Annotated in this window: 18 protein-coding genes; 12 read left to right on the plus strand and 6 right to left on the minus strand. The window is 64.8% G+C overall.

Annotation, left to right across the window (positions count from 1 at the left end):
• Positions 1–443: 443 nt before the first annotated feature.
• A complete protein-coding gene (locus AB4099_RS21000) occupies positions 444–1,313 on the plus strand; it encodes a thioesterase domain-containing protein (protein WP_441479481.1) in 870 nt (289 codons plus the stop codon).
• Between the two features lie 82 nt (positions 1,314–1,395).
• Positions 1,396–1,680, plus strand: a complete 285-nt coding sequence (locus AB4099_RS21005) for an acyl carrier protein (RefSeq protein WP_441479482.1) — start codon at positions 1,396–1,398, stop codon at positions 1,678–1,680.
• Positions 1,681–1,994: 314 nt separating this feature from the next.
• Here the strand turns inward: AB4099_RS21005 and dacB are convergent, their stop codons facing one another.
• Both dacB and AB4099_RS21015 read right to left on the minus strand, forming a co-directional pair.
• Positions 1,995–3,572 carry a D-alanyl-D-alanine carboxypeptidase/D-alanyl-D-alanine endopeptidase gene (dacB, locus tag AB4099_RS21010; RefSeq protein ID WP_441479483.1) on the minus strand — a complete coding sequence of 526 codons (1,578 nt, stop codon included), beginning with the start codon at positions 3,570–3,572 and terminating at the stop codon, positions 1,995–1,997.
• Between the two features lie 508 nt (positions 3,573–4,080).
• A complete protein-coding gene (locus tag AB4099_RS21015; RefSeq protein WP_441479484.1) occupies positions 4,081–5,055 on the minus strand; it encodes an NAD-dependent epimerase/dehydratase family protein in 975 nt (324 codons plus the stop codon).
• A gap of 207 nt (positions 5,056–5,262) precedes the next feature.
• Between AB4099_RS21015 and AB4099_RS21020 the strand changes: the two genes are divergently transcribed.
• From AB4099_RS21020 to AB4099_RS21065, 10 genes are all read left to right on the plus strand, one after another.
• Positions 5,263–7,389 (plus strand): glycosyltransferase family 2 protein, encoded by a 2,127-nt coding sequence (locus tag AB4099_RS21020; protein ID WP_441479619.1) that lies wholly within the window; start codon positions 5,263–5,265, stop codon positions 7,387–7,389.
• Complete coding sequence (locus AB4099_RS21025; protein ID WP_441479485.1) at positions 7,389–8,969, plus strand: DUF6212 domain-containing protein; 1,581 nt, start codon at positions 7,389–7,391, stop codon at positions 8,967–8,969. Before AB4099_RS21020 ends, AB4099_RS21025 begins: the two co-directional genes overlap by 1 nt.
• A gap of 460 nt (positions 8,970–9,429) precedes the next feature.
• Complete coding sequence (locus AB4099_RS21030) at positions 9,430–10,170, plus strand: FadR/GntR family transcriptional regulator (RefSeq protein WP_113511683.1); 741 nt, start codon at positions 9,430–9,432, stop codon at positions 10,168–10,170.
• The gene (locus AB4099_RS21035; protein ID WP_465248479.1) at positions 10,097–11,089 is read left to right on the plus strand and encodes an NAD(P)-dependent oxidoreductase; all 993 of its coding nucleotides are present in this window, start codon (positions 10,097–10,099) and stop codon (positions 11,087–11,089) included. The genes AB4099_RS21030 and AB4099_RS21035 overlap by 74 nt, the downstream gene beginning before the upstream one ends.
• Before the next feature lie 14 nt (positions 11,090–11,103).
• Positions 11,104–11,787, plus strand: a complete 684-nt coding sequence (locus tag AB4099_RS21040; protein WP_441479487.1) for an amino acid ABC transporter permease — start codon at positions 11,104–11,106, stop codon at positions 11,785–11,787.
• A 5-nt stretch (positions 11,788–11,792) separates the two neighbouring features.
• Positions 11,793–12,461, plus strand: a complete 669-nt coding sequence (locus AB4099_RS21045; protein WP_441479488.1) for an amino acid ABC transporter permease — start codon at positions 11,793–11,795, stop codon at positions 12,459–12,461.
• Between the two features lie 16 nt (positions 12,462–12,477).
• The gene (locus tag AB4099_RS21050; protein ID WP_441479489.1) at positions 12,478–13,215 is read left to right on the plus strand and encodes an amino acid ABC transporter ATP-binding protein; all 738 of its coding nucleotides are present in this window, start codon (positions 12,478–12,480) and stop codon (positions 13,213–13,215) included.
• Positions 13,216–13,266: 51 nt separating this feature from the next.
• Complete coding sequence (locus AB4099_RS21055; protein ID WP_441479620.1) at positions 13,267–14,034, plus strand: transporter substrate-binding domain-containing protein; 768 nt, start codon at positions 13,267–13,269, stop codon at positions 14,032–14,034.
• 67 nt (positions 14,035–14,101) lie between these two features.
• Positions 14,102–14,548 carry a ribose 5-phosphate isomerase B gene (gene rpiB / locus AB4099_RS21060; RefSeq protein ID WP_441479490.1) on the plus strand — a complete coding sequence of 149 codons (447 nt, stop codon included), beginning with the start codon at positions 14,102–14,104 and terminating at the stop codon, positions 14,546–14,548.
• Positions 14,549–14,564: 16 nt separating this feature from the next.
• Positions 14,565–15,476, plus strand: a complete 912-nt coding sequence (locus tag AB4099_RS21065) for a ribokinase (protein WP_441479491.1) — start codon at positions 14,565–14,567, stop codon at positions 15,474–15,476.
• Between the two features lie 205 nt (positions 15,477–15,681).
• Here AB4099_RS21065 and AB4099_RS21070 read toward each other — a convergent pair whose 3' ends face one another.
• The 4 genes from AB4099_RS21070 to AB4099_RS21085 form a co-directional block, all read right to left on the minus strand.
• Positions 15,682–16,914 carry an anion transporter gene (locus AB4099_RS21070; RefSeq protein ID WP_441479492.1) on the minus strand — a complete coding sequence of 411 codons (1,233 nt, stop codon included), beginning with the start codon at positions 16,912–16,914 and terminating at the stop codon, positions 15,682–15,684.
• A gap of 416 nt (positions 16,915–17,330) precedes the next feature.
• Positions 17,331–18,167 carry an ABC transporter permease gene (locus AB4099_RS21075; protein ID WP_441479493.1) on the minus strand — a complete coding sequence of 279 codons (837 nt, stop codon included), beginning with the start codon at positions 18,165–18,167 and terminating at the stop codon, positions 17,331–17,333.
• Positions 18,164–19,333 carry an ABC transporter permease gene (locus AB4099_RS21080; protein WP_441479494.1) on the minus strand — a complete coding sequence of 390 codons (1,170 nt, stop codon included), beginning with the start codon at positions 19,331–19,333 and terminating at the stop codon, positions 18,164–18,166. Before AB4099_RS21080 ends, AB4099_RS21075 begins: the two co-directional genes overlap by 4 nt.
• Positions 19,330–20,394 (minus strand): ABC transporter ATP-binding protein, encoded by a 1,065-nt coding sequence (locus tag AB4099_RS21085; protein WP_441479621.1) that lies wholly within the window; start codon positions 20,392–20,394, stop codon positions 19,330–19,332. The genes AB4099_RS21080 and AB4099_RS21085 overlap by 4 nt, the downstream gene beginning before the upstream one ends.
• Between the last annotated feature and the right edge of the window lie 187 nt (positions 20,395–20,581).

Here is a 20,581-nt window from a genome sequence, read left to right on the forward strand (position 1 = left end):
GCGTCTGGTGCGCCCCTTCTACATCGGCTTTCCGCAAAGGTGTTATTGCGATGGATTGGCATGAGCGTGATCGCCCGACACGATGCAAATAGTGATGGAATCCTGAATCGGAATCTGATCCGGCTCTACAGAATAGACCCGGCCCGAAGCCGGAGAGACCTGTCTAATCGCGTTCGCTGGGGGCTCGCGAAGTGCGCCGACACAGGCCGCAGCCTCGAACGAGACCCGCTATCATTCAAACGCATGATGAAGCGGTTCTAGTGGCATCCGATAAATGACCCTAACCTTAGGCGGGGCTGGCCATGGTTTCGGAGTCATTTCAAGCACCGGCGTCAGGTCGGGAAACCCGGAGAGATGCAAAGCGCGCCGGCGTTTCCATGGGGCTAAACGTCTCTCACTACACTTCGAATCGCGATTTTCTTCCTTTTGGTCAAGACGAACACATGGGGAAAGACCCTGCCGGCACGCCCGCGGTCGCCCCCTTGAGCAGCGTCACCGGGACGGACACCCCTCGCATCCTGTTCCTCCTCCCGGGATCGGTCGGTTACGGCCCGAGTCTGGCGGGTTTTGCCGCGGCCATGGGCAAGGTGACCCGGGTGGTTCCGATCAAATACCCCGGTCTGCGGCTGATATTGAACGGACAGAACACGCTCGCCGCCATGGCGGCCGACGCGATCCAGCAGATCGGCCGGACCCAGCCCTCGGGCGATGTTCGCCTTCTCGGCCATTCGCTTGGTGGCGCGGTGGCTTACGAGGTCGCGCGGCGGCTGCTCAGCGCCGGACGCCCGGTCAGGTTCCTGGGGTTGCTGGACACGAGCCTCGAAGGTGAACGGAGCAAGTATCGGGAGATCATCACGCGCACATTCCGTCGGATCCGGACCAATCGCGTGGCAGCCTCCCGGATGGCCTGCCGCGCCCTTGCGAAGGGGACGGCCGCGATGGGCCACGAAGCGCGCCTGGCGGGGATGCTCGAGCGCTATACGAAGGAGCAGTTCAATGCGACCTGCTTCAGAATCCAGCTGGAGCTGCAGGAGGTCCTGCGGGCGCGCGCCTTCTTCGCGTGGCTGGCCGAGCCGAAGCAGCAACTGCCCCTGGCGGGCACACTGTTCCGCTGCAAGCGCGAGGGAATGACCAGGGAGCTCGGCTGGGACAGCGTCCTGGCGGGCGTGGAGGTCATTCCGATCGCAGGCGGCCATCTCGACCTCGTCATGGAACCGCATCTCTCGGCGAACCGCCCCCTGATCGAGCAGGCCGTGGCGCAGAGCTATTCGTCAGCCGAGTTCCGCGTGGGCGAGCGGAGATTGCCGACGTGACCGCGCCTGCGCGCCCTCTGCTCGCCGCCGAAGCGGAAGGTGCCAGAATCGAGACTTTTCCGAATTCAGCACGAGGCCAACGATGATCATCGAGAAAGCGGGCGATACTGACACAGGAGCCATTCGCGCATTCCTGGCGGCAAATTTCTTCCTTGACGACGCAGATGACCTCGAGGCCGGCGCCTCGCTCCTCGAGCACGGCATCATGGACTCGACCGGGGTGCTCGAAGTTGTCGGCTTCATCGAGCACACATTCGGGATCACGGTCGAGGATAGTGAAATCCTGCCCAGTAACCTCGATTCCATCCAGGCGATCGCGCAGTTCGTCACCCGCAAGAGGAACGGGCAGTCGACGTCGGAGCGCTGAGCCGGGCCTTGGGGCGGCGCGCGGCCGGGCCGGGGCGTCGACCTCGCGCGGCCAGCCGACTTGCGGGGGCCCGTAGAAATTCGGGGCCAGTCGACATTCGAGGCATTGAGCCACAGGCGCAGCCGATGGGCTGGCCTGTTCAGCTCTCAGCCCATCCGCGAGGTTTGGCGACCACCAGCGGCCAGCGCCGATGTCGACAGAGCCAGAGAAGGCTTCGGCAACCGACGCGTCTGCAGCGGTGAGGCTGAGCGCCGCTGCCAGAGAAAGGCACGAGCGAGAGCGCGCCGCCGGCGGCATGACGATCTCCGGTCGCTTCAATAGCCCTGCTGGATGGCGACGACGACGGCCGCCACATCGGCCCGGGCGGCGGAATAGTCCTGCAGCGACAGGAAGGGGATGTTGTTGACCATCAGGCTATAGACAAGCCGGCGCCCGCTCCTGGCATCGATGTATCCGGTCTGGGTGGTGGCGAGCGCGACAAGTTGCCCGGCGGCACTTCCGGCGACCATATCGCCGTCCTTGATCCGAACATGCGCGGCCGCCGGAGATCCCGCGCCATTCAGCGCCTGCGAGCCGTCGACACCGAGGACGGCCATGCCATCATGAATGGCGCTCCCCCAGGATCTGGTCGTTATGTCCCTGAGGAAGGTTGCGAGATCCGACGGCGTCGTCCGGCTGTTATTGCTGCTTCCGGCACCGTCGAAGACATAGGTTCCGGTTGACGAAACGCCATGCCTGGCGAGCAGCTTCAGCACCTCGGCCAGCCCCTCGCCGCAATCGCGGCTTCCAGCCTTCACCGCGGCAAGACAGACCATGAGGTCGGCACCGCGGTTGTAGCTCACCTTCAGGATCACCTTGACGAACTCGGACAGCGGCGGCGAGACGTATTGCGCCACCCGGTTGGTCTCGCGATAGCCGCCCGCGTCCGGCAGGGGCCTGGCGGGGCCAAGCGCAGGCGCGGCGACCTTGATCCCCGCCCGCACGAGCGCCTCGATGAAGACGGTGCGCGCGAAGGCAGAGGGATCGGCGATCTGGGACATCGTCAGGATCGGAGGCCCGTCGGAAGCGATCTTTCCGCTGACCCGGACCACCCCTGCGCCTTTTGTCTTCACCTCAAGCGGCCCGGCCGTGCCGGCAACCGTGGTGACGTCGTTCTCGACGGCGATGGCAGCGCTCTTCGGACGCCAGTCGACCTTGGGTTTCTCGCCGGGCTTCGTCGGCGTCACCATGATGTCGATGACGTTCTCGTTGACCCAGATCGGAGCGATCGGCCCGGACGGGAACCCTCGATAGGTCTCGAACAGCCGATCGTCGATCATCACATCGCCGGTGATTTCGCGGATACCCGCAGCCTTGACCTGCGCGGCCAGGGCATCGAGCGCCGCGAGCGGATCGCTGTCCTTGACATAGGCGCCGCCCGGAAAGCCGGTAGAGGTGGTGTTGTGGTCGACCTCGGGCAGGCTGTTGAAGCCAAGCGTGCCGTTCGGCTGCTCGCGGAGCCCGAAGCTGAAATCACCGGAAGCGACGAGGACGAGATCTCCGTCGAGCACGTCGCCCTTGACGGTGCCGAGCCTGTAGACCGGCGTCCGGAAACGGTAATCGGCGCCATAGAGGTCAAGGGCGGTCGCAACGCTGTAAGTCTTCATGACCGAGGCCGGCAGCAGCGATTTGTTCCCAGCCTGATCGATCAACGCTTTGCCAGTCGCGAGATCGACGAGGTGGATGCCCCAACTCATATGGACAAAGATCGGCTTGGCTTGGAGGCGCCTTATGGCCTGGGCAACGGAAGCCGGAACCTCGCCGGATACCCCCGCGGCGGGATCAGCGTTCGCCCCGCCCCCCGCCGACAGCACCGCCAGGAGCGCGATCGCGACACGTCTGATCACGGTCATTGCCTGTCCCTCCCTCACCAGCCACGCTGCTGCTTCATCATCCGCTTCGGCGCCACTTTCTGGTGGCGCCAGTCGTCCATCCCCGCCGCATCCGCAGGCGATCGACATGCACCGGAACGACTGCAATCCCAGCGCTTGGGGCAGCTCAGGGCTCGCCGTGCCTGCAGCACCGCGTTCGTCGTCTGGATCAGTCGCGCCCATGCCTTCGCATAGGCCGCCGCAATCGCTTCGGCTCTTGAGAACAATGGGCATCTAGGGGGAAATCGCGGTCGATCGCCATGACCTTGCATCCCAATCTGATGACTGCCCGTCTACGACCGCCGGCTGCGCCGACGAGCCCGTCCGCGATGCAACGCCGGATAGTCGTCTCGAACAACTCGCTCAGTCGGCCGATGAGCAGCGTCCGGATCATCAGCTCCCGATCGATCGAGTGCCGACCCATCTCGCGGGAGAACGGACGCAGATGCGAGCGGAGATTGCCCTGGCAACCTCGAAATCATGCGTCGGATCAGATCAGTGGCGCGTGCCTTTTCGCCGACAACCATTCGGCGGTGCCGCGCAGGCCATCAAGCCAAGTGCGTCTGGGCCGCCAAGGCGTTTCCCGGGTGATCAGCGAGATATCGAGGATGTTGACGGGCACGTCCGCGACCCGGCCGGCCCGATAGATCCTGGACCGGCTGGCAGTGCCGGTGATGGCCTCGATATCGCTCGCCACCTGATTGATGCTGAGCCCTGCCCCCGATCCGACATTCATGACGCGGTGCGGGCCGTCATATGTGGCGGCCCAGAGAAAAGCCGAGACGACGTCGTCGATATGAACGAAATCGCGCACGACCTCGCCCGTGCCCCAGATTTCGAGCGGCTTGCCGGCCAGCGCGTGACTGAGCATCGCGGCGACGACGCCTTGGCGCTTCAGGGCCGATTGCAGCGGGCCGTAGGCGTTGGCGATGCGCAAGGCGAGATATTCGAGCCCGTAGAGGTGATGATACAGGGCGAGGTATTTTTCGATCGCAAGCTTGCCGACGCCATAGGCCGATATCGGATGCGTGGGTGCGGTTTCCGAGATCGGATGCCTGTCGGCCGGGCCATAGACGGTGCCGCCGGACGAGGCGAAGACGACCCTCCTGACGGCGGCATCGTTGCAGATATCCAGGAAGCGCAACGTGCCCAGCACATTCGTCTCGAGATCGGAAACCGGCCTCTGACCGGGACTTCCCGGCACGGAACTGCTCAGGAGATGGAAGACGATCTCCTGCCCCCGCGCGGCTTCGGCGACCGCCGCGTGATCCTCGAAAGCGCCGCCGCTCCAATGAACCCGCTCGTCCAGCGCCTGCCGATCGGCCGGCGCACGCCCGAAGGCCCGGACGACCGCGCCTTGACGGGCCAGAGCATTGGCCAGGTTGATCCCGAGAAATCCGCCGCCACCCATGATCAGACAACGAGTGCCATCGAGCCTCGGAGCGTCAACAGTGGCAATTGTCATGTCTATTCGTCACATCAGTTGAGAAAAAACGTAGATTATCAAGCAAATCGAAATCGATTCGGTTTTATTTCGAATTTGCGAATGAATTTATCCGATATAAATAAGCAACAATTCCATGTCATGGCGTCATAAAACCTCATTTATCGGAATTATCTGACAGGATAATCTAATTTCCGTGACAAATCTCGGGATGAATATGGCATGAGTATGGGCAACGTGCAGCGCGAACCATGGCTCTGCCCCCCTGCCGGAGAACGGTTGCACGATCCGTCCAGCGATGGGGCCGATGTCAAAGTCGCCGTCATCGTCCCAGCCTATGGCCAGCCCTCGCTGACGGCCGAGGCGCTGCATACGGCATTGGCGCAGGTCACTGATTTCAATTTCGCCGTTGTCATTGTGAATGACGGATGCCCTCACCCGGAGACAGACGAGGTCTGCCAGACATTTGCTGCGACCTGTCCGGGGCGGATCTTCTATTTGCACAAGCGCAATGGGGGTCTGAGCGCCGCACGCAACAGTGGAATTGACTTCGCTCTGGCGGCCTTCCCCGATCTGGAGGCCGTCTACCTGCTTGACTGCGACAACCGCATCGGCCCCCATCTCCTGCAACGGCTTCTGACCGCCTTGCGCAAGGCCGATGCGAGCATCGGCTGGGCCTATCCGGATGTCGACAAGTTCGGCTTCGCCGAATTCGCCGATACCTCGGGGCCCTATTCGCCGCTGGAGCATCTGTTCCGGAATTTCTGCGAGGCAGGCAGCATGGTCTCACGGCGCATGCTCGACGCCCCGCTCCGTTTCGACACGGAGATGCGCCAGGGTGTCGAGGATTGGGAATTCTGGCTGCATGGGCTCGAGCGCGGCTTTCGCGGGGTCCACGTGGCCGATGCAGGCTTTGCTTACCGCCGCCGGGGAGAAAGCATGCTGGTGGCGGCAGAAAGGGATTTCACCCCGATCCTGCGCTATATCCGCAACCGCCATCCGCGCCTGTTCGGTATTCGCAACGTCCTGGCATTTGAGACCGAGGCTCGGTCGCGTTATGCGATCTATCATCCCGACACAGGGCTGGTTCGGTGCTTCACCGGGGAAAACAACGTCACGACCCTGACGGTCAGCGACTATATCACCCGTCTGCTGCGCGCCCGGTTGCGCCCTGCCTACGGGCACTGCCCCGGACAGCTTGTCGTCATGAGCAACTCGTTATGCGAAACGCTTGCCGCGCAATCGCTGCTGGCGGGCGTCCTATGGACGCTCGAGCGCGGGCTTGCCCGATCGGCCCTCGTCACGTGCTCAATTCGGGATCGATTGCACGATGATCGTCTTCTGGCCTGGAGCGACGGGACGATCGTCCAGGAGCAGACGGACAGGTTCCGGCTGACATCCGATCAGACGCATATCCTGGCAGTCGAGGCATCGTTTCTCGTCGCGCACGCATCGCTGCGCGCGCTCGATCTGCTTGCCCTGCCTCGGCAGTCGGGCAAGCGTCACCATGCTATCGAACTCGAGCTCGCCGTGAGGGGAGCGCCGGCTGATCTCGAGCCAATCGATGAGGCCTTTACGGGGCTGTGCCGGGATATCGCCGTTGCCGGAGGCGGGGCCAACCCTGCCGATTGGAAGTCGGCAATGCCGAACACATACCGGCTCCAAACGGCGCTGCCGCGTGATGTGTATCCCGAACTCTTCAATCTCTCGTCGGCCTTCGCCTGCGGGTCGTCCGATGCCCGGCCCCTTGCCGCCCTGGTGCTCGCCTCGGGGGCGCCCGAGAGTGTCGCGACCGCTGAAAGGCTGGCACTGACACTCATCGAAGCAGGGTGGCAGGTTCATCTCGTGACGCTCGCGAGGGAACTCACCCTCGCTCCCGGCCGCGCAAAATGCTTTTCGCAGATCATCGCATTGCCTCTGCCGGAGCTGCTGTCCCGGACATGGACACGGAGCTATCAGGGGACGCCGATGCCCTGCTTCGACCATCTGGATACGGATGACGCCATTTCCACATTGGCTGGCTATCACCGCGTCGTGTCAGTGGATGGCGGGGTCACACACACATTGATGGGCGCGTTGCGTCGATTGAAAGTGGAGACATGGGCGTTGCTCGGATACGGCGAAAGGCATCAAGCGACCAGCCAGACTGTGAATGCATGCGCAGCGTTCGAGCAGGCTTACACGCATATTGTCGTCGGCAACGCGGAACTCCTGCGCCTGTGCCGGGCCTTCGGCATGCCAAGCACGAAGATGCGTTATTGGCCCGACCGAAGCACTGATCTGGAATGTGAGGACTTCGGCGTGAAGCCACTGATTGCACACGCAACGGCACCGAAATCCAGGCAGGCGGCCTGATGGTCCTTCGAACGACAGGAAATCTGTTACGGCAGCTCTACTCCGCTGATCCCAAGGTCATCGTGCTGGGTTGCCCGGAGACGTCAGCGGCACGCGCCAGGCCGGCATCGGCCCTTCATTGGTATGGCTGCAAGCTGGTTGAAGGCGACCACTATGTCCTGACTGACTATGGACAGGCTGAAAGCGCATTGCCGCCAGCGCTTTGCACGCTGGAGATTCCGCCCACGAATATATGGGCCCTGTGGGCTCCCCATCCGATCGAAGAACACTCTCTGCATGCCTTGCAGGCGTGGTGGAAAAAAGCCGGGGGATCAGAGACGCCAGTCCCCTACATCGTGGGGAACCGAGCAGAGCTCGATGCAGCCCTGCTCGAGCGATCCCTGCGCGAAACAAGCAGACTCCAGCATAGCAACCAGCTGTTGATGCGTGACCTGGCGGCCTTGCGGGAGAGCTGGACCCATCACGTCCGCATTCCACCGGAACTGGAGGAATTGGTCGCCACTCTGCGAATGGGTCGGCCACGGCTTGTCTTCAACAGCCCCCTTCCCCATGCAGATGTCGATGTTCCCGCCTATCCCATGGAGCCCGACGCCAGCGACACCGAGCCATGCCTCTCGCAGCGGTTACCCAGTTCCGCAAGGGGATGGCTCGGTATCGATCTGCATATCGCCGATCCCGGACGGGGCGCCGGCTGCCTGTGCGCGCGGATCGAGGCCTCCGATACGGGGACGGTTCTGGCGCAGTGGCGCGTTCCCTTCGATGTCCTCTGCAAAGGCTGGCTTCCTCTGCGCCTGCCCAGCGCATCGCCTTGCACGTCGCGTTCCCTGACACTCAAGCTCTGGGCAAATGGCGGCGAGGTGGCGCCTCGTCTTTCGACCTGTTCGGCCGGTGTCATGCACGAATACCGGCTTGCCCCGCAAAGCCCGGCGCGGCCGGACGAGCGAGGCGCCGCGACCATGCTTGCAATGAAGCTTTGGGGCGGATTACCGGGCATCCGGTCTCGTTCATCCGAGGAGAATGGCGAATTCCGGCCTGATGCAGAGGCAACGGTCCCGATTCCCGACACGGTCGTCGGCAAGGTGCATCTTACCAGGGAACAATCGGCTGCTTACCCGGTGTTCGGCTATATCGAGCAGGGAAAGGTCCTCCTGCGCCCTCTGAAGACAATGTCATCTGCGGCTGTCATCAGCCTGCCTGCCACGCCGGGCCTGATTGAGATTTCCTGCGAGGTCATGATCGACGACAAGCGCTGCCAGACGCGCCGCCTCGGAGCCCGGTTGGTCGTCACTCCGCACGAGATCGGCCCAGACGACGCAGAAAGCGGCCAGAATGTCCTTGCCGCAACCGAATGGATAGAACTGAACGAGCCGCTTGCACCGTCGCGACTGGTTGCACGGCTACCCCTGGCACAGAACAGGCCGGTTGACCTTCATCTGCTCACGCGCTTGCCGGAACCGGGTCCAATCCCACCGCACGGCCGGGTGGTGTTTGGTCGGTTCGAAGCAGAGATTCATGCTGCATCAGCCTGGGGCATGGCAGCCGTACTGCCTGTCGCAGATGGTCGAACGGCCCTGCCATGACGCCGGAAAGCCCCATCGGGTTCCTGGCCCGACGCTCCTGCGCATCGCGTCGAGACATCGCGATGGCGCGACGCAGCCGCGCTTAGCAGGCCGCCTGCCCCGAATCGACACAGGCGGGCGAAACGCATGCGGGACCGTGGCCAGCACGAAGAACCTCCGCGCATGGTCGAGGTCGACCAGGTTGCTGGTGCCATAGGCGAAGAAGGCAGGCCCGCTCAAAGCGAAGGACCCGCGGCCGGCTGAAAGCCGCCGCAGGACCGAGCCTCGCGCCGAGGCGATAGCCACAGACGCAACCCATCCGGCTGGCGCTTCCGCTGGAATGCTCGCCGCGCCGCCGGTCTCCCTATCCCCTCGCCTCTCCCGCGACCACCGTTCCACAGGCGGCTGCAAGGCTCGGCGTTGACGTCCGCGTCTGGTCATCGTATTGGTCTGACCAGAATAAAAAACAAGTGATCTTGGGATGGACGCTCAGGCTGCAGAAGACCCGAAAGGGTTCGAGAAGGTTTTTGCGTTTTTGCGCGAACAGCTTCTCGACGGCACACTCAAGCCCGGCGACAGGTTGATCGCCGAGCGCGAACTCGCCGTGCAGCTCGGCGTCAGCCGGCCGATCGTGCGCGAGGCACTGCGAGCCCTGCATATGCTGGGCATCGTCGAGATCCGCGATCGCATCGGCACCATCGTCAAGCGTCCCGACATCTCGATGCTGAAGGATTTCTTCGCGTTAGCGTTGGCCCAGCAGGCCGACCTGATCGACGATGTCATGGAGGCGCGCATCGCGATCGAATGCCAGGCGATCCGGCTCGCCTGCGAGCGCGCGATGATCGCCGATTTCGAACGCCTGCAGCGCGCGCTCGTCCGCATCGGCGCGACGATCGACGAGGCCGAGGCCGGCAGCCTCGCCGATTACGATTTCCACCGAGCGATCGTGCTGGCCTCGCGCTCGCAGACGCTCGCCGTCCTGCACGATTCGATGTCGACCTTGCTCGCCCGCTCGCATCGCAGCCGGCGCGAGCTGGTGCAGATGTTCGGCTCGATGAAAACCTATCTGATCGACGACCATAAGAGGGTCTTCGACGCCATCGTCGCGCGCGATCCCGATCGCGCCGAAGTCACCCTGCGGCGGCATTTTGCCATCGGCGACGAATACCGACGCCGCGCGGCTCTGGGCGACGGCGACAGAGGCGAACCGGCCACCGGCTAAAACCTTTCACAAGAAGAGAAGCGCTATGGGACGAAACGACAAGGGACACGTCGGTTTCATCGGCCTCGGCACGATGGGGCGGGAGATGGCCCGCAATCTCCTCGCGGCCGGGCACAGCGTCACCGCCTTCGACATCGTCGGCAGCGCCGTCGAAGAACTGGTCTCGGCAGGCGCGATCGCGGCGACAAGCCCGGCGCAGGCCGCCGCCAGCGCGGATATCGCCATCACGATGCTGCCCGACACCCCGCAGGTCGAGGAGGTCGTCTACGGCCCGCAGGGCCTGCTCGCGTCACCGCCTGCCGGCCGCCTCGTCGTCGACATGAGCACGATCTCGCCTGTCGCCGTGCGGCGCATCCATGCCGAACTCAAGGCGGCAGGCACCGATTTCATCGACGCGCCGGTATCGGGCGGGCCGATCGGCGCCAAGAACGCCGCCCTCTCGATCATGGCCGGCGGCGAGGCCGGGGCCTTTGCCCGGGCCGAGCCCTATTTCAGGGCGATGGGGACGACGATCACCCATGTCGGTGCGCCGGGCGCCGGCCAGGCGGTCAAGCTCTGCAACCAGCTGATCTGCGGCATCAATATCCAGGCGATCTGCGAGGCGATCGCGCTTGGCCGGGCCTCGGGCGTCGATCTCGAACAGCTCCGGAATGTCCTGCTCGGCGGCTCAGCCGCGTCCTGGATGCTCGAAAAGCTCGGTCCGGCCATGATCTCCGGAGATGTCGGGGCGGGCTTCCGCATCGACCTGATGCTCAAGGACCTCAGGCTCGTCCAGGAGCAGGCCCAGGCCCTTTCGGTTCCCCTGCCCGGAACCGCTTTGGTCACCAGCCAGTACATCGAAGCGCGCGCCCATGGCGAAGGCGCCAATGGCAACCAGGCGCTCTTCCGCGTCTACGACCGCATGACGAACAGAGCCTGAGGCGGGCGGCGGCGATGGGCCTGAACCTCGACTTTTCCGTCGTTCTGGAGCGCTGGCCCCTGTTCTGGGACGGCGCGGTCATGACGCTGAAGCTCGCCGCTCTCGCGATTGTCTTCGGCGCGATCATCGGCACGTTCTGCGCCGTCGGCCGCAACAGCGGAAGCCGCCTGATCGCCAGGGCCTGCACGCTCTATGTCGAGGCGATCCGCAATACGCCGCTGCTGGTCCAGATCTTCCTTGTCTATTTCGGCCTCGCCAGCATCGGCTTCAAGTTCTCGGCCTTCTCCGTCGCGGCGACCGCGCTCGCGATCAATGTCGGCGCCTATACCGCCGAAATCATGCGCGCAGGCTTCGAATCCATCCCCACCGGCCAGATCGAGGCGGCCGAGGGACTCGCCCTCTCGCGCTTCCAAATCTACTGGCACGTCATCCTGCTGCCGGCCACCGAGAAGGTCTATCCCGCGCTGACCAGCCAGTTCGTGCTGCTGATGCTGGCCTCGTCCGTGACCTCGCAGATCTCGGCGGAGGAGCTGACCGCCGTCGCCAACTACATCCAGTCGGACACCTATCGCGCCTTCGAGACCTATATCCTGGTTGCGATCGCTTATGTCGTGCTCTCGCTCGTGCTGAGGGCCGGCTTCTGGGCACTGGGATTTGCGCTGTTTCCGCGCCGCCGGCGCCTCGGCACGGCGTTGTGACGGCGATGGGTGGGTCTCTCAACGCCAATCACCTGCTGTTCCTCGGGCATGGCGCGCTCTGGACGATCGGCTTGTCCACGATCGCCCTGATCGGCGGTGGCCTGCTCGGCTTCCTGATCGCGCTCGCGCGGGTTTCGCCGAGCCGGGCGATACGCCTGCTCAGCGGCGGCTATGTCCAGCTGATCCAGGGAACACCGCTGCTGGTGATCATGTTCCTGGGCTATTTCGGCCTTTCGGCGCTCGGCTTCTCGATCTCGGCGCTGACGGCGGCCAGCGCCTCGCTGACGATCTATGTCGGCGCCTATTTCGGCGAGATCTGGCGGGGCTGCATCCAGTCCGTACCGAAACCGCAATGGGAAGCGGCCGAAGGCCTGGGCCTGAGCCGGACGCAGCGGATGATCAAGGTCATCCTGCCGCAGGCAATGCGGATCGCGACGCCGCCGACGGTCGGCTTCATGGTGCAGATCATCAAGAACACCTCGCTGGCCTCGGTCGTCGGCTTTGTCGAACTCGCCCGCGCCGGCCAGATCATCAACAACTCGCTGTTCGAGCCCTTCCTGATCTACGCGATCATCGCGGTGATCTATTTCGCCCTCTGTTTCCCGATCTCGGCGCTCAGCCGTCGCCTCGAGCGGCGCATGGGCAATGGTCGCACGAAACTGATGCCGGCTTGAGCAGGCAGGAGCCGCAATGACAAAGGACAGCCCGGTCGTTTCCCTGAAGAAGGTTCACAAGAGCTTCGGCGCCCTGAAGGTGCTGGACGGCGTCGATTTTTCGGTGGAGCGCGGCGATGTGCTCGTCCTGATCGGCCGTTCCGGTTCCGGCAAGAGCACCGCGCTGCGCTGCATCGACCGCTTCGAGACGATCGACAGCGGCGAGATCCATGTCTGCGGCCACCGTGTCGATGCCCCCGACATCGACCTGCGCGCGCTGCGCCAGGATGTCGGCATCGTCTTCCAGAGCTACAATCTCTTTCCCCATCTGACGATCGAGCAGAACATCACGCTGGCGCCGGTCTCGGTGAAGCGGATGGCGAAGGCCGAGGCGCGCGAACGCGCCGCTGCGGTTCTGGCGCAGGTCGGCCTGGCGGAAAAGCTCCACGCCTATCCCGAACAGCTCTCCGGCGGCCAGCAGCAGCGCGCGGCAATCGCGCGCTCGCTCGCCATGCAGCCGAAGGTGATGCTGTTCGACGAAGTGACCTCGGCGCTCGACCCCGAACTGACCGGGGAAGTGCTGAAGGTCATCGAAGCGCTCGCTGCGGACGGCATGACCATGGTGATGGTCACGCACGAGATGGGATTTGCCAGGGGCATCGCTGACAAGGTGGTGTTCATGCATGCCGGCAAGGTTCACGAGACGGGAACAGCCTCGATCCTTGCCGCCCCGGCAACGCCGGAACTCGCCCAGTTCGTCGGAACGGGCTTTTAGAAAATCCAAGGCAAGGGAGATCCAGGGATGAAACTCAACACCATCGCCACCATGCTGCTCGCGGCAGGGCTGACGACACTGTCCGCGCACGGCGCCCGCGCCGATGTGCTCGACGACATCATGAAGGCGAAGAAGATCCGCATCGCGACGGATCTGGCGATCCCGCCGTCCGGCATGATCGACGGCGCGATGAAACCGACGGGCTCGGATGTCGAAACCGCCGAGCTTCTCGCCAAGGACTGGGGCCTGCAGCTCGAATTCGTCCAGACGACCGGCGCGACCCGCATTCCGAATGTGCAGACCAACAAGGCCGACATCATCATCTCGACGCTGTCCGTCACGCCCGAACGCGCCAAGGTGATCGATTTCTCCAAGGCCTATGCCGCGCTGCAATCCGTGGTCGGCTGCCTGAAGTCGGATCAGGTCAAGGGCTGGGACGATCTCAAGGGCAAGACGATCGGCGTCTCGCGCGGCACCACGCAGGACACGACGCTCACCAATATGAAGGAACGCGACCTCAAGCTCGCGCGCTACGACGACGATGCGACCATGGTCACGGCAGCAATCTCCGGACAGGCCGACTGCATCGCGACCTCGGCGACGATCGTCAGCCAGATCGGCGTCAAGGCGCCGGCCCGCGCCTTCGAGCCGAAGGTCTCGATCACCAATTTCGATCTCGCCATCGGCGTGAAGAAGGGTGAGCCGAAGCTGCTCGAAAAGCTCGATGCCTGGGTTCAGGAGAACCTCAGGAATGGCAAGCTCAACGCCATCTACAAGAAGTTCCACGGCACCGACCTGCCCGAGAACATGCGGGGCTGAGCTCAGACAAGGCCGGCGGCGCGCCTTCGATGCCGCCGGCTCCCTCTTCCAAACAAGGAAACGACCTATGCGCCTCGTCATTGGCTCAGACCACGCCGGCTGGTCTCTCAAGAAGCACGTCATCGACCATATCAGGACACTCGGGCACGACGTGCTCGATGTCGGCTCCTTCGATGAGCAGCCGGTCGACTTCCCCGATATCGCGCGCGAGGTGGCGCGAAAGGTCACGTCCGGAGAAGCCGAGCGCGGCATCATGGTCTGCGGCACCGGCGTCGGCGCCTCGATCGCGGCCAACAAGATGAAGGGCATCCGCGCCGCCGTCTGCCACGATGTTCACTCGGCCCATCAGAGCGTCGAGCATGACGACGTCAACGTCATGTGCATCGGCGCGAAGATCATCGGCCCGTGGCTGGCGAGCGACCTGATCGACGCCTACCTCGCGGCCGAGTTCTCCACCGACGAGGATTTCCGCCGCCGCGTCGACAAGCTGCACGCGATGGACGCCGAAGGCTGAGCGAGCGAGATCGCCGATGATCCTGGTCTTTGGCTCCATCAATCTGGATCTGGTGGCAAGGGTCGCCACCATTGCAGGACCGGGCATGACGGTGCTCGCCCGGTCCTATGAGCAGCATTTCGGCGGCAAGGGAGCCAATCAGGCGGTAGCTGCGGCGCGCCTCTCGGCGCCTGGAGCCGTGGCCATGGCGGCTTGCGTCGGCGCCGATGCCTTCGGGCGGGACTCGATCGAAAATCTCGACCGCAACGGCGTATCGACGGAGCTGGTCCGTATCTGCGACACAGCCACCGGCTGCGCCTTCATCTCGGTCGATACGAAAGCGGAGAATGCGATCACCGTCGCGAGCGGCGCCAATGGCGCGCTCTCCGCCGGGGATGTGCCGGACACCATGCTCGGGAGCGGGACCGTTCTCGTGCTGCAGATGGAAGTGCCCTTCCCGGCCTCGCTCGACGTGGCGCGCCGCACCCGCAAGGCCGGCGGCCGCGTCATCTGGAACTGCGCGCCGGTTCCTCCCGGCCTGACCCGCGACGAGGCCATGGCTCTGCTGGATGCCAGCGACGTTCTCATCGTGAACGAGCATGAGGCCAGGGACATGGCCACTGTCCTGGGCATCCCCGCCGACGACATCGCGCAACTCGCGCAGCGCTCGGCCGCAACCTGCATCGTCACCGCAGGAGCACGGGGAGCCTTCGCCTCCACGGCTGACGGACAGTTTTTTGAAGCGCCCGCGCCCGTCATTGAACCCGTCGATACCACGGGTGCGGGCGACACCTTCGTCGGCGCGATCGCAGTTGCCCTGCACGAAGGCCGTCACCTCGGCGATGCCCTTCGTTTCGGCTGCAAGGCCGCCGCGCTCTCCTGTTTTTCGGCCGGAGCACAAGGTGGCATGCCTGTCCGCGACGCGCTCCACGGGATGGGCGCACTCTGAGCGCGCCCTGATGGCAATCGCTTGCAGTATTGGCTACCCCGCGGCTTCGCGGGAAGCTGCATTATCGTCGGCCGGTAGAGTTCGACTTTCTCGATATCGTCGTCCTTTGCGGCAAACCCGTTGATAGGCATGGCACGCTCCGGTCCCATGTCGGAGATCTGCGGCTTCTCGAAGCGGTCCAACCGGCCTCGACCGCCTTCTGAAGTCAGGACAGCATGTGGAGGCCGATCGCCAGCGTGGCGACGGTCAGTGGTGCGCCGATCTTGAAATAGGTCCAGAAATCAATCGCGATGCCCTCCTTGGCAGCGCGCTCGGCGACGATGAGGTTGGCGACGGAACCGAGGAGCGTGAAGTTGCCCGCGAGCGTCGAGGCCATCGCCACAATGAGCCAGGCGCGCTGCGGATCCTGCAACTGCTCGACGAAGGGCTTCAGCACCAGCACGGCCGGGACATTGCTGACGAGGTTGGACAGGACAGCGGTGACCCCGGTAAGCGCCGCGACATTGCCGAGGTCGAAATGCGCGGCCTCGGCCAGGATTTCCTTGGTCAGCACCGCATGCTCCAGCCCGCGCACGACGACGAAGAGGCCTGCGAACATCAGCAGGAGCTGCCCGTCGATATCGCCATAGACTTTGCGCGGCTCGATGCGCCGCGTCAGCAGCAGCAAGGCCGCCGCGCAGATCGCGACCTTGGCGACCGGTTGGCCGAGGAAGAACAGCACGATCATCGCCAGGGAGATGAGCGCCGATTTGAGCGCCAACCAACTGTGGAAATGGGCGGGGATCGAGACCGTCGGCAGCCTCTGGCGGGCGAAGTACTCGCGCGGGTTGAGGAGGAGCACGAGCAGGATCGTGACGATGAGTCCGAGCGCCGCCACGGGCACCAACGCGGCTGTGAAGGCGCCGTAGGAGATCCCCGAGAGATTGCCGATGATCATGTTCTGGGGGTTGCCGGTGATCGTCGCGGTCGAGCCTACGTTTGAGGCGAGCGCGACGGCGATGAGATAAGGGACCGGGTTGCGGTCAAGCGCGCGGGTCAGCGTGATGACGATGGGCGTCATCACCAGACAGATCGCGTCGTTGACGAGAAACGCCGAGAGCACGCCGGTCGTCACAACGACCGCCGCGAGCAGCAGCGCCGGGTGGTGCGCCTTGCCGACGGCCCAGCCAGCCACCATGCGGAAGAAGCCCGATAGCCGCAGATTGGCGACGACGATCATCATGCCGAGCAGGAGCGTGATGGTGTCGAGGTCGATCGCGCGATAGGCGTCCTCCAGCGGGAGCACGCCGCAGCCGACCATGAGCGCGGCCCCGATCAACGCCGCCCCGGCCCGGTCGACGCGCAGGCCCGGCATCCGGCCGATGGCGATCGCGACATAGGTCGCGACGAAGATCGCGATCGCGAGGATCTGCGTGGCGTTGAGCCCCCAGCCCGTCATGAAGGTTACGCCGCTCTTTCGCCCGCCTTCGCCGGCGCCGGAATGGCGCGGTGGTCGGTCGGCGGCTCATAGCCGCGGGTCTCCGGCATGGCAACGGATAGAGGACGTGGCCGCAGGCGGCGAGCGTGACGAAAGCCGTGGAACAACCGGCATTGACGATGATCACGCGCACCAGCGAAGCGGAGATCGAGACGCCGGCGCCCTGAGCCATCCGCAACCCGAAGCAGACCTGCCCCAAGCGGGAAATGGCTCCGGCTATCGGACGTATCGCCTGTCAACCTCGATAAGCCCATCCGATCGATTCCGCGCCATTCCCTTGGCAGAAGGGAGCCGGGAGCTCCCAAACAAGCGCAATCAGATCTGGTGGTCTTTGCGACCTGATGCCGGACCGGTTCATGGCCGTGCATAAGCCCGGCCTAAGCCTCGCTCGGCTGAACCCTCTGCTTCCTGCGGAGCGCCGTGAAGAGCGAGGCGCCCTTCACGGCGAGCAGCAGGGCGAAGGTCAGGATCATGATGATGAAGGCTGCGGCCGCGATTGCCGGGCTGATGTTCTCGCGCAGCGAGGAGAACATCTGGCGGGCGAGCGTGGTCTGGTTGGGTCCCGCAACGAAGAGCGTGATCACCACCTCGTCGAGCGAGGTCGCGAAGGCAAAGACCGCGCCGGTCAGAATGCCGGGCATGGCCAGCGGCAGCGTCACGCCGCGGAAGACCTTGACCGGCGAGGCGCCGAGACTGGCCGCGGCCCGCTCCAGCGCCGGATCGATGCTGGCGAGCGCGCTCGCGACATTGACGAGCACGAAGGGCACGCAGAGCACCGCATGCGCGATGATGACACCGAGATAGCTCGAGGCCAGCCCCATGCGGGCGTAGAGGATCTGCATGCCGACGCCGAGCACGACCGCCGGCACCACCATCGGCAGCAGGAAGACCGAACGCAGCAATCCCGAAAACGGCAGGAGTTCGCGCCTGAGCCCAAGCGCCGCCAGCGTTCCGACCACCGTCGCGACGACGGTCGCGCCCGAGCCGATGATCAGCGAATTGACGATCGCACGGGTCCAGGCCTGGCTTTCGGCCAGCGCGCTGAACCAGCGCAGCGAGGGGCCGCTGATCGGATAGACCAGGAAGACGCTGTCGGTGAAGGCGAGCGGCAGGATCGCGACGAGCGGCAGCAGCAGGAAGGCGACGGCGAGCGCGGCGAAAGCGAGCCGCACAGCGTTGAAGGCCGCGCCGCCGGGACGGGACACGCTGCTCATGTCTGCACCAGCGGCGTGCGCGAGAGCCGGCCGTAGAGGATGTAGAGCACGGTCGTCGGCACCAGCAGGAACAGGCCGAGCGCGCCCGCCATGCCCCAGTTCGCCGTGCCGGTGGCGTAGAAGGCAATGACCGAGCTGATCATCTGGTCGCCGGCCCCACCGGTCAGGGCCGGGGTGATGTAGTAGCCGAGCGCCACCATGAAGACGAGCAGCGAGCCCGAGAGCAGGCCCGGCATGGCGAGCGGCAGCAGGACGTAGCGGAAGGCCTGCAGCGGGGCTGCGCCCAGCGCCGCGGCGGCCGGCATCAGGTTGCGCGGGATCGCGATCAGGCTGGCATAGATCGGCAGCACCATCAGCGGCAGCAGGACATGCGTCATGGCGATCAGTACGCCGGTGCGGTTGTAGATCAGCGACAGCGGCGTCTCGATCAGCCCGAGCGCGCGCAGCGTCTGGTTGATCAGCCCGGTATCCTGCAGCAGGATCAGCCAGGCTGCCGTGCGCACCAGGAGCGATGTCCAGAGCGGCAGCAGCACGGCGATGAGCAGCGCATTGCGCTTCCAGCCCGTGACGCTCGCCGCCAGCATCGCGAAGGGCAGCCCGATCGCCCCGCAGAGCAGCGTGACCTGGCCGGCAATGACGAAGGTGCGCAGCATGATCGCACGGTTGACGGCGAAATCGGGCTCGACGGGCTCGATCCGCGCCTCGTCATTGCGCTTGAGGTCGACCGCCGCCAGCAGATTGGCATCGGTATAGGCCGGCATGCTGCGCTTCAGCGCCAGCCAATAGCCCTGCTCGCTCCAGCGCGGGTCGAGGGCGACGAGATCGAACGCATCAGCCTCGCCGGCCTCGCGCACGGCCCGCGCCGTCCGCGGCAGCAGCGTGCGGAAACCGGCCTGCTGGCTGTTCAGCGTGCGCACCGCATCGCCGAAGCGCTCCTGTGGCGTGTCGGTCCGCAGATCCCGGACGAGCGCCGCCTGCAGGGATGTCGGCGGCGGGCCCGCGCCATCCCAGCTTGCGATCGCGGTCGCCGTCTGCGGAAAAGCGAGCCGTACCGTGCCGCCCTGCACCGCTGTCGCGATCATCATCCAGAGCGGCCAGAGGAAGAACAGACCGAGGAAGACGACCAGTGGCAGGACGAGCAGCAGAGCCTTGAGGCGCGCGCTCATGGCGCCACCAGCGCGCAATCGCCGGGCGCGAAGCTGGCAAAAGCCGTGCTGCCGATCGGTGGGGCCGCATCGCGACGTCCGGCCCGGGCAACGAGGCGGCTCTCCCCGAAGGCGAGATGCAGGCGGATGTGATCGCCATGATAGACATGGTCCTCGACCGTCACCGGCAAGGCGTTTGGAGCTGCAGCATCCGGCACGAGATGCAGCATTTCGGGACGAACCGAGACCATGACCTCGCTGTCGGTTTCAAACGGCCCTGCCCTGTCGCAGGTCACGCTCCCACCGGATGCAAGCACGACCGTCGCGGCCTCGCCCTGGCGCTGCGCGACGCGGCCCGCCAGCAGATTGGTCTCGCCGATGAATTCGGCAACGAAGCGGGTCCGCGGCCTGTCATAGAGGCCCGACGGCGTATCGAACTGCTCGATCTTGCCGCGGTTCAGCACCGCGACACGGTCCGACATGGTCAGAGCCTCGCCCTGGTCATGCGTCACGAAGATCACGGTCAGCCCGAGCTCGCGATGCAGCGCGCGGATCTCGAGCTGCATATGCTCGCGCAATTGCTTGTCGAGCGCGCTCAGCGGCTCATCCATCAGCACGACCTTGGGCTCGTAGACCAGGGCACGCGAGAGTGCGATGCGCTGCTGCTGGCCGCCGGAGAGCTGCGAAGGCCTGCGGTCGGCGAGATGGCGCAGGCGCACCAGATCGAGCGCGCGTTTCACCTTTGCGTCGCGCTCCGCCCTGGCGACGCCGCGCATCTTCAGGGGAAAGCCGACATTCTCGGCGATCGTCATATGCGGGAAGAGCGCGTAGTTTTGGAAGACGACGCCCATCTCGCGCTTGTACGGCGGCAGATGCTCGACACGCCGCCCGTCGACATGGATGCGCCCGCCCGACGGCGCCTCGAAACCGGCGAGCATCATCAGCAGCGTCGTCTTGCCCGAGCCGGAGGGGCCGAGAAGGCTGACGAACTCGCCCCGCGCGACATGGAAGTCGAGCGCGTCAACCACCGTGACCGTGCCGAATACCTTGCTGATGGCCTCGAAATGAATGAACGGATCCAGATCTCGCAAATGATCAATCTTCCCGTGAGGATGAGGCGAAGCCGTTGCGGCCGCGGCGCGGAACCGGTCGGAGACGGCGCCTGGCCCGGCGGCTGACGGGGACGGCCCCGGGAACGATCTGGCGTGCCCGGGACGCGTTGCTTGACGAGCGGCGAAGCGAAGGCGGCGGCTTGTGGCCTTTCTTGCA

The organism is Allobosea sp. 2KB_26 (genome assembly GCF_052115715.1).
GTDB lineage: Bacteria > Pseudomonadota > Alphaproteobacteria > Rhizobiales > Beijerinckiaceae > Allobosea.

Bases quoted from the DNA above. Each gene is read 5' to 3' on its own strand.
- AB4099_RS21000 (WP_441479481.1), top strand. From the start codon at position 444: ATGGGGAAAGACCCTGCCGGCACGCCCGCGGTCGCCCCCTTGAGCAGC.
- AB4099_RS21005 (WP_441479482.1), top strand. From the start codon at position 1,396: ATGATCATCGAGAAAGCGGGCGATACTGACACAGGAGCCATTCGCGCA.
- dacB (WP_441479483.1), bottom strand. From the start codon at position 3,572: ATGACCGTGATCAGACGTGTCGCGATCGCGCTCCTGGCGGTGCTGTCG.
- AB4099_RS21015 (WP_441479484.1), bottom strand. From the start codon at position 5,055: ATGACAATTGCCACTGTTGACGCTCCGAGGCTCGATGGCACTCGTTGT.
- AB4099_RS21020 (WP_441479619.1), top strand. From the start codon at position 5,263: ATGGGCAACGTGCAGCGCGAACCATGGCTCTGCCCCCCTGCCGGAGAA.
- AB4099_RS21025 (WP_441479485.1), top strand. From the start codon at position 7,389: ATGGTCCTTCGAACGACAGGAAATCTGTTACGGCAGCTCTACTCCGCT.
- AB4099_RS21030 (WP_113511683.1), top strand. From the start codon at position 9,430: ATGGACGCTCAGGCTGCAGAAGACCCGAAAGGGTTCGAGAAGGTTTTT.
- AB4099_RS21040 (WP_441479487.1), top strand. From the start codon at position 11,104: ATGGGCCTGAACCTCGACTTTTCCGTCGTTCTGGAGCGCTGGCCCCTG.
- AB4099_RS21045 (WP_441479488.1), top strand. From the start codon at position 11,793: ATGGGTGGGTCTCTCAACGCCAATCACCTGCTGTTCCTCGGGCATGGC.
- AB4099_RS21050 (WP_441479489.1), top strand. From the start codon at position 12,478: ATGACAAAGGACAGCCCGGTCGTTTCCCTGAAGAAGGTTCACAAGAGC.
- AB4099_RS21055 (WP_441479620.1), top strand. From the start codon at position 13,267: ATGCTGCTCGCGGCAGGGCTGACGACACTGTCCGCGCACGGCGCCCGC.
- rpiB (WP_441479490.1), top strand. From the start codon at position 14,102: ATGCGCCTCGTCATTGGCTCAGACCACGCCGGCTGGTCTCTCAAGAAG.
- AB4099_RS21065 (WP_441479491.1), top strand. From the start codon at position 14,565: ATGATCCTGGTCTTTGGCTCCATCAATCTGGATCTGGTGGCAAGGGTC.
- AB4099_RS21070 (WP_441479492.1), bottom strand. From the start codon at position 16,914: ATGACGGGCTGGGGGCTCAACGCCACGCAGATCCTCGCGATCGCGATC.
- AB4099_RS21075 (WP_441479493.1), bottom strand. From the start codon at position 18,167: ATGAGCAGCGTGTCCCGTCCCGGCGGCGCGGCCTTCAACGCTGTGCGG.
- AB4099_RS21080 (WP_441479494.1), bottom strand. From the start codon at position 19,333: ATGAGCGCGCGCCTCAAGGCTCTGCTGCTCGTCCTGCCACTGGTCGTC.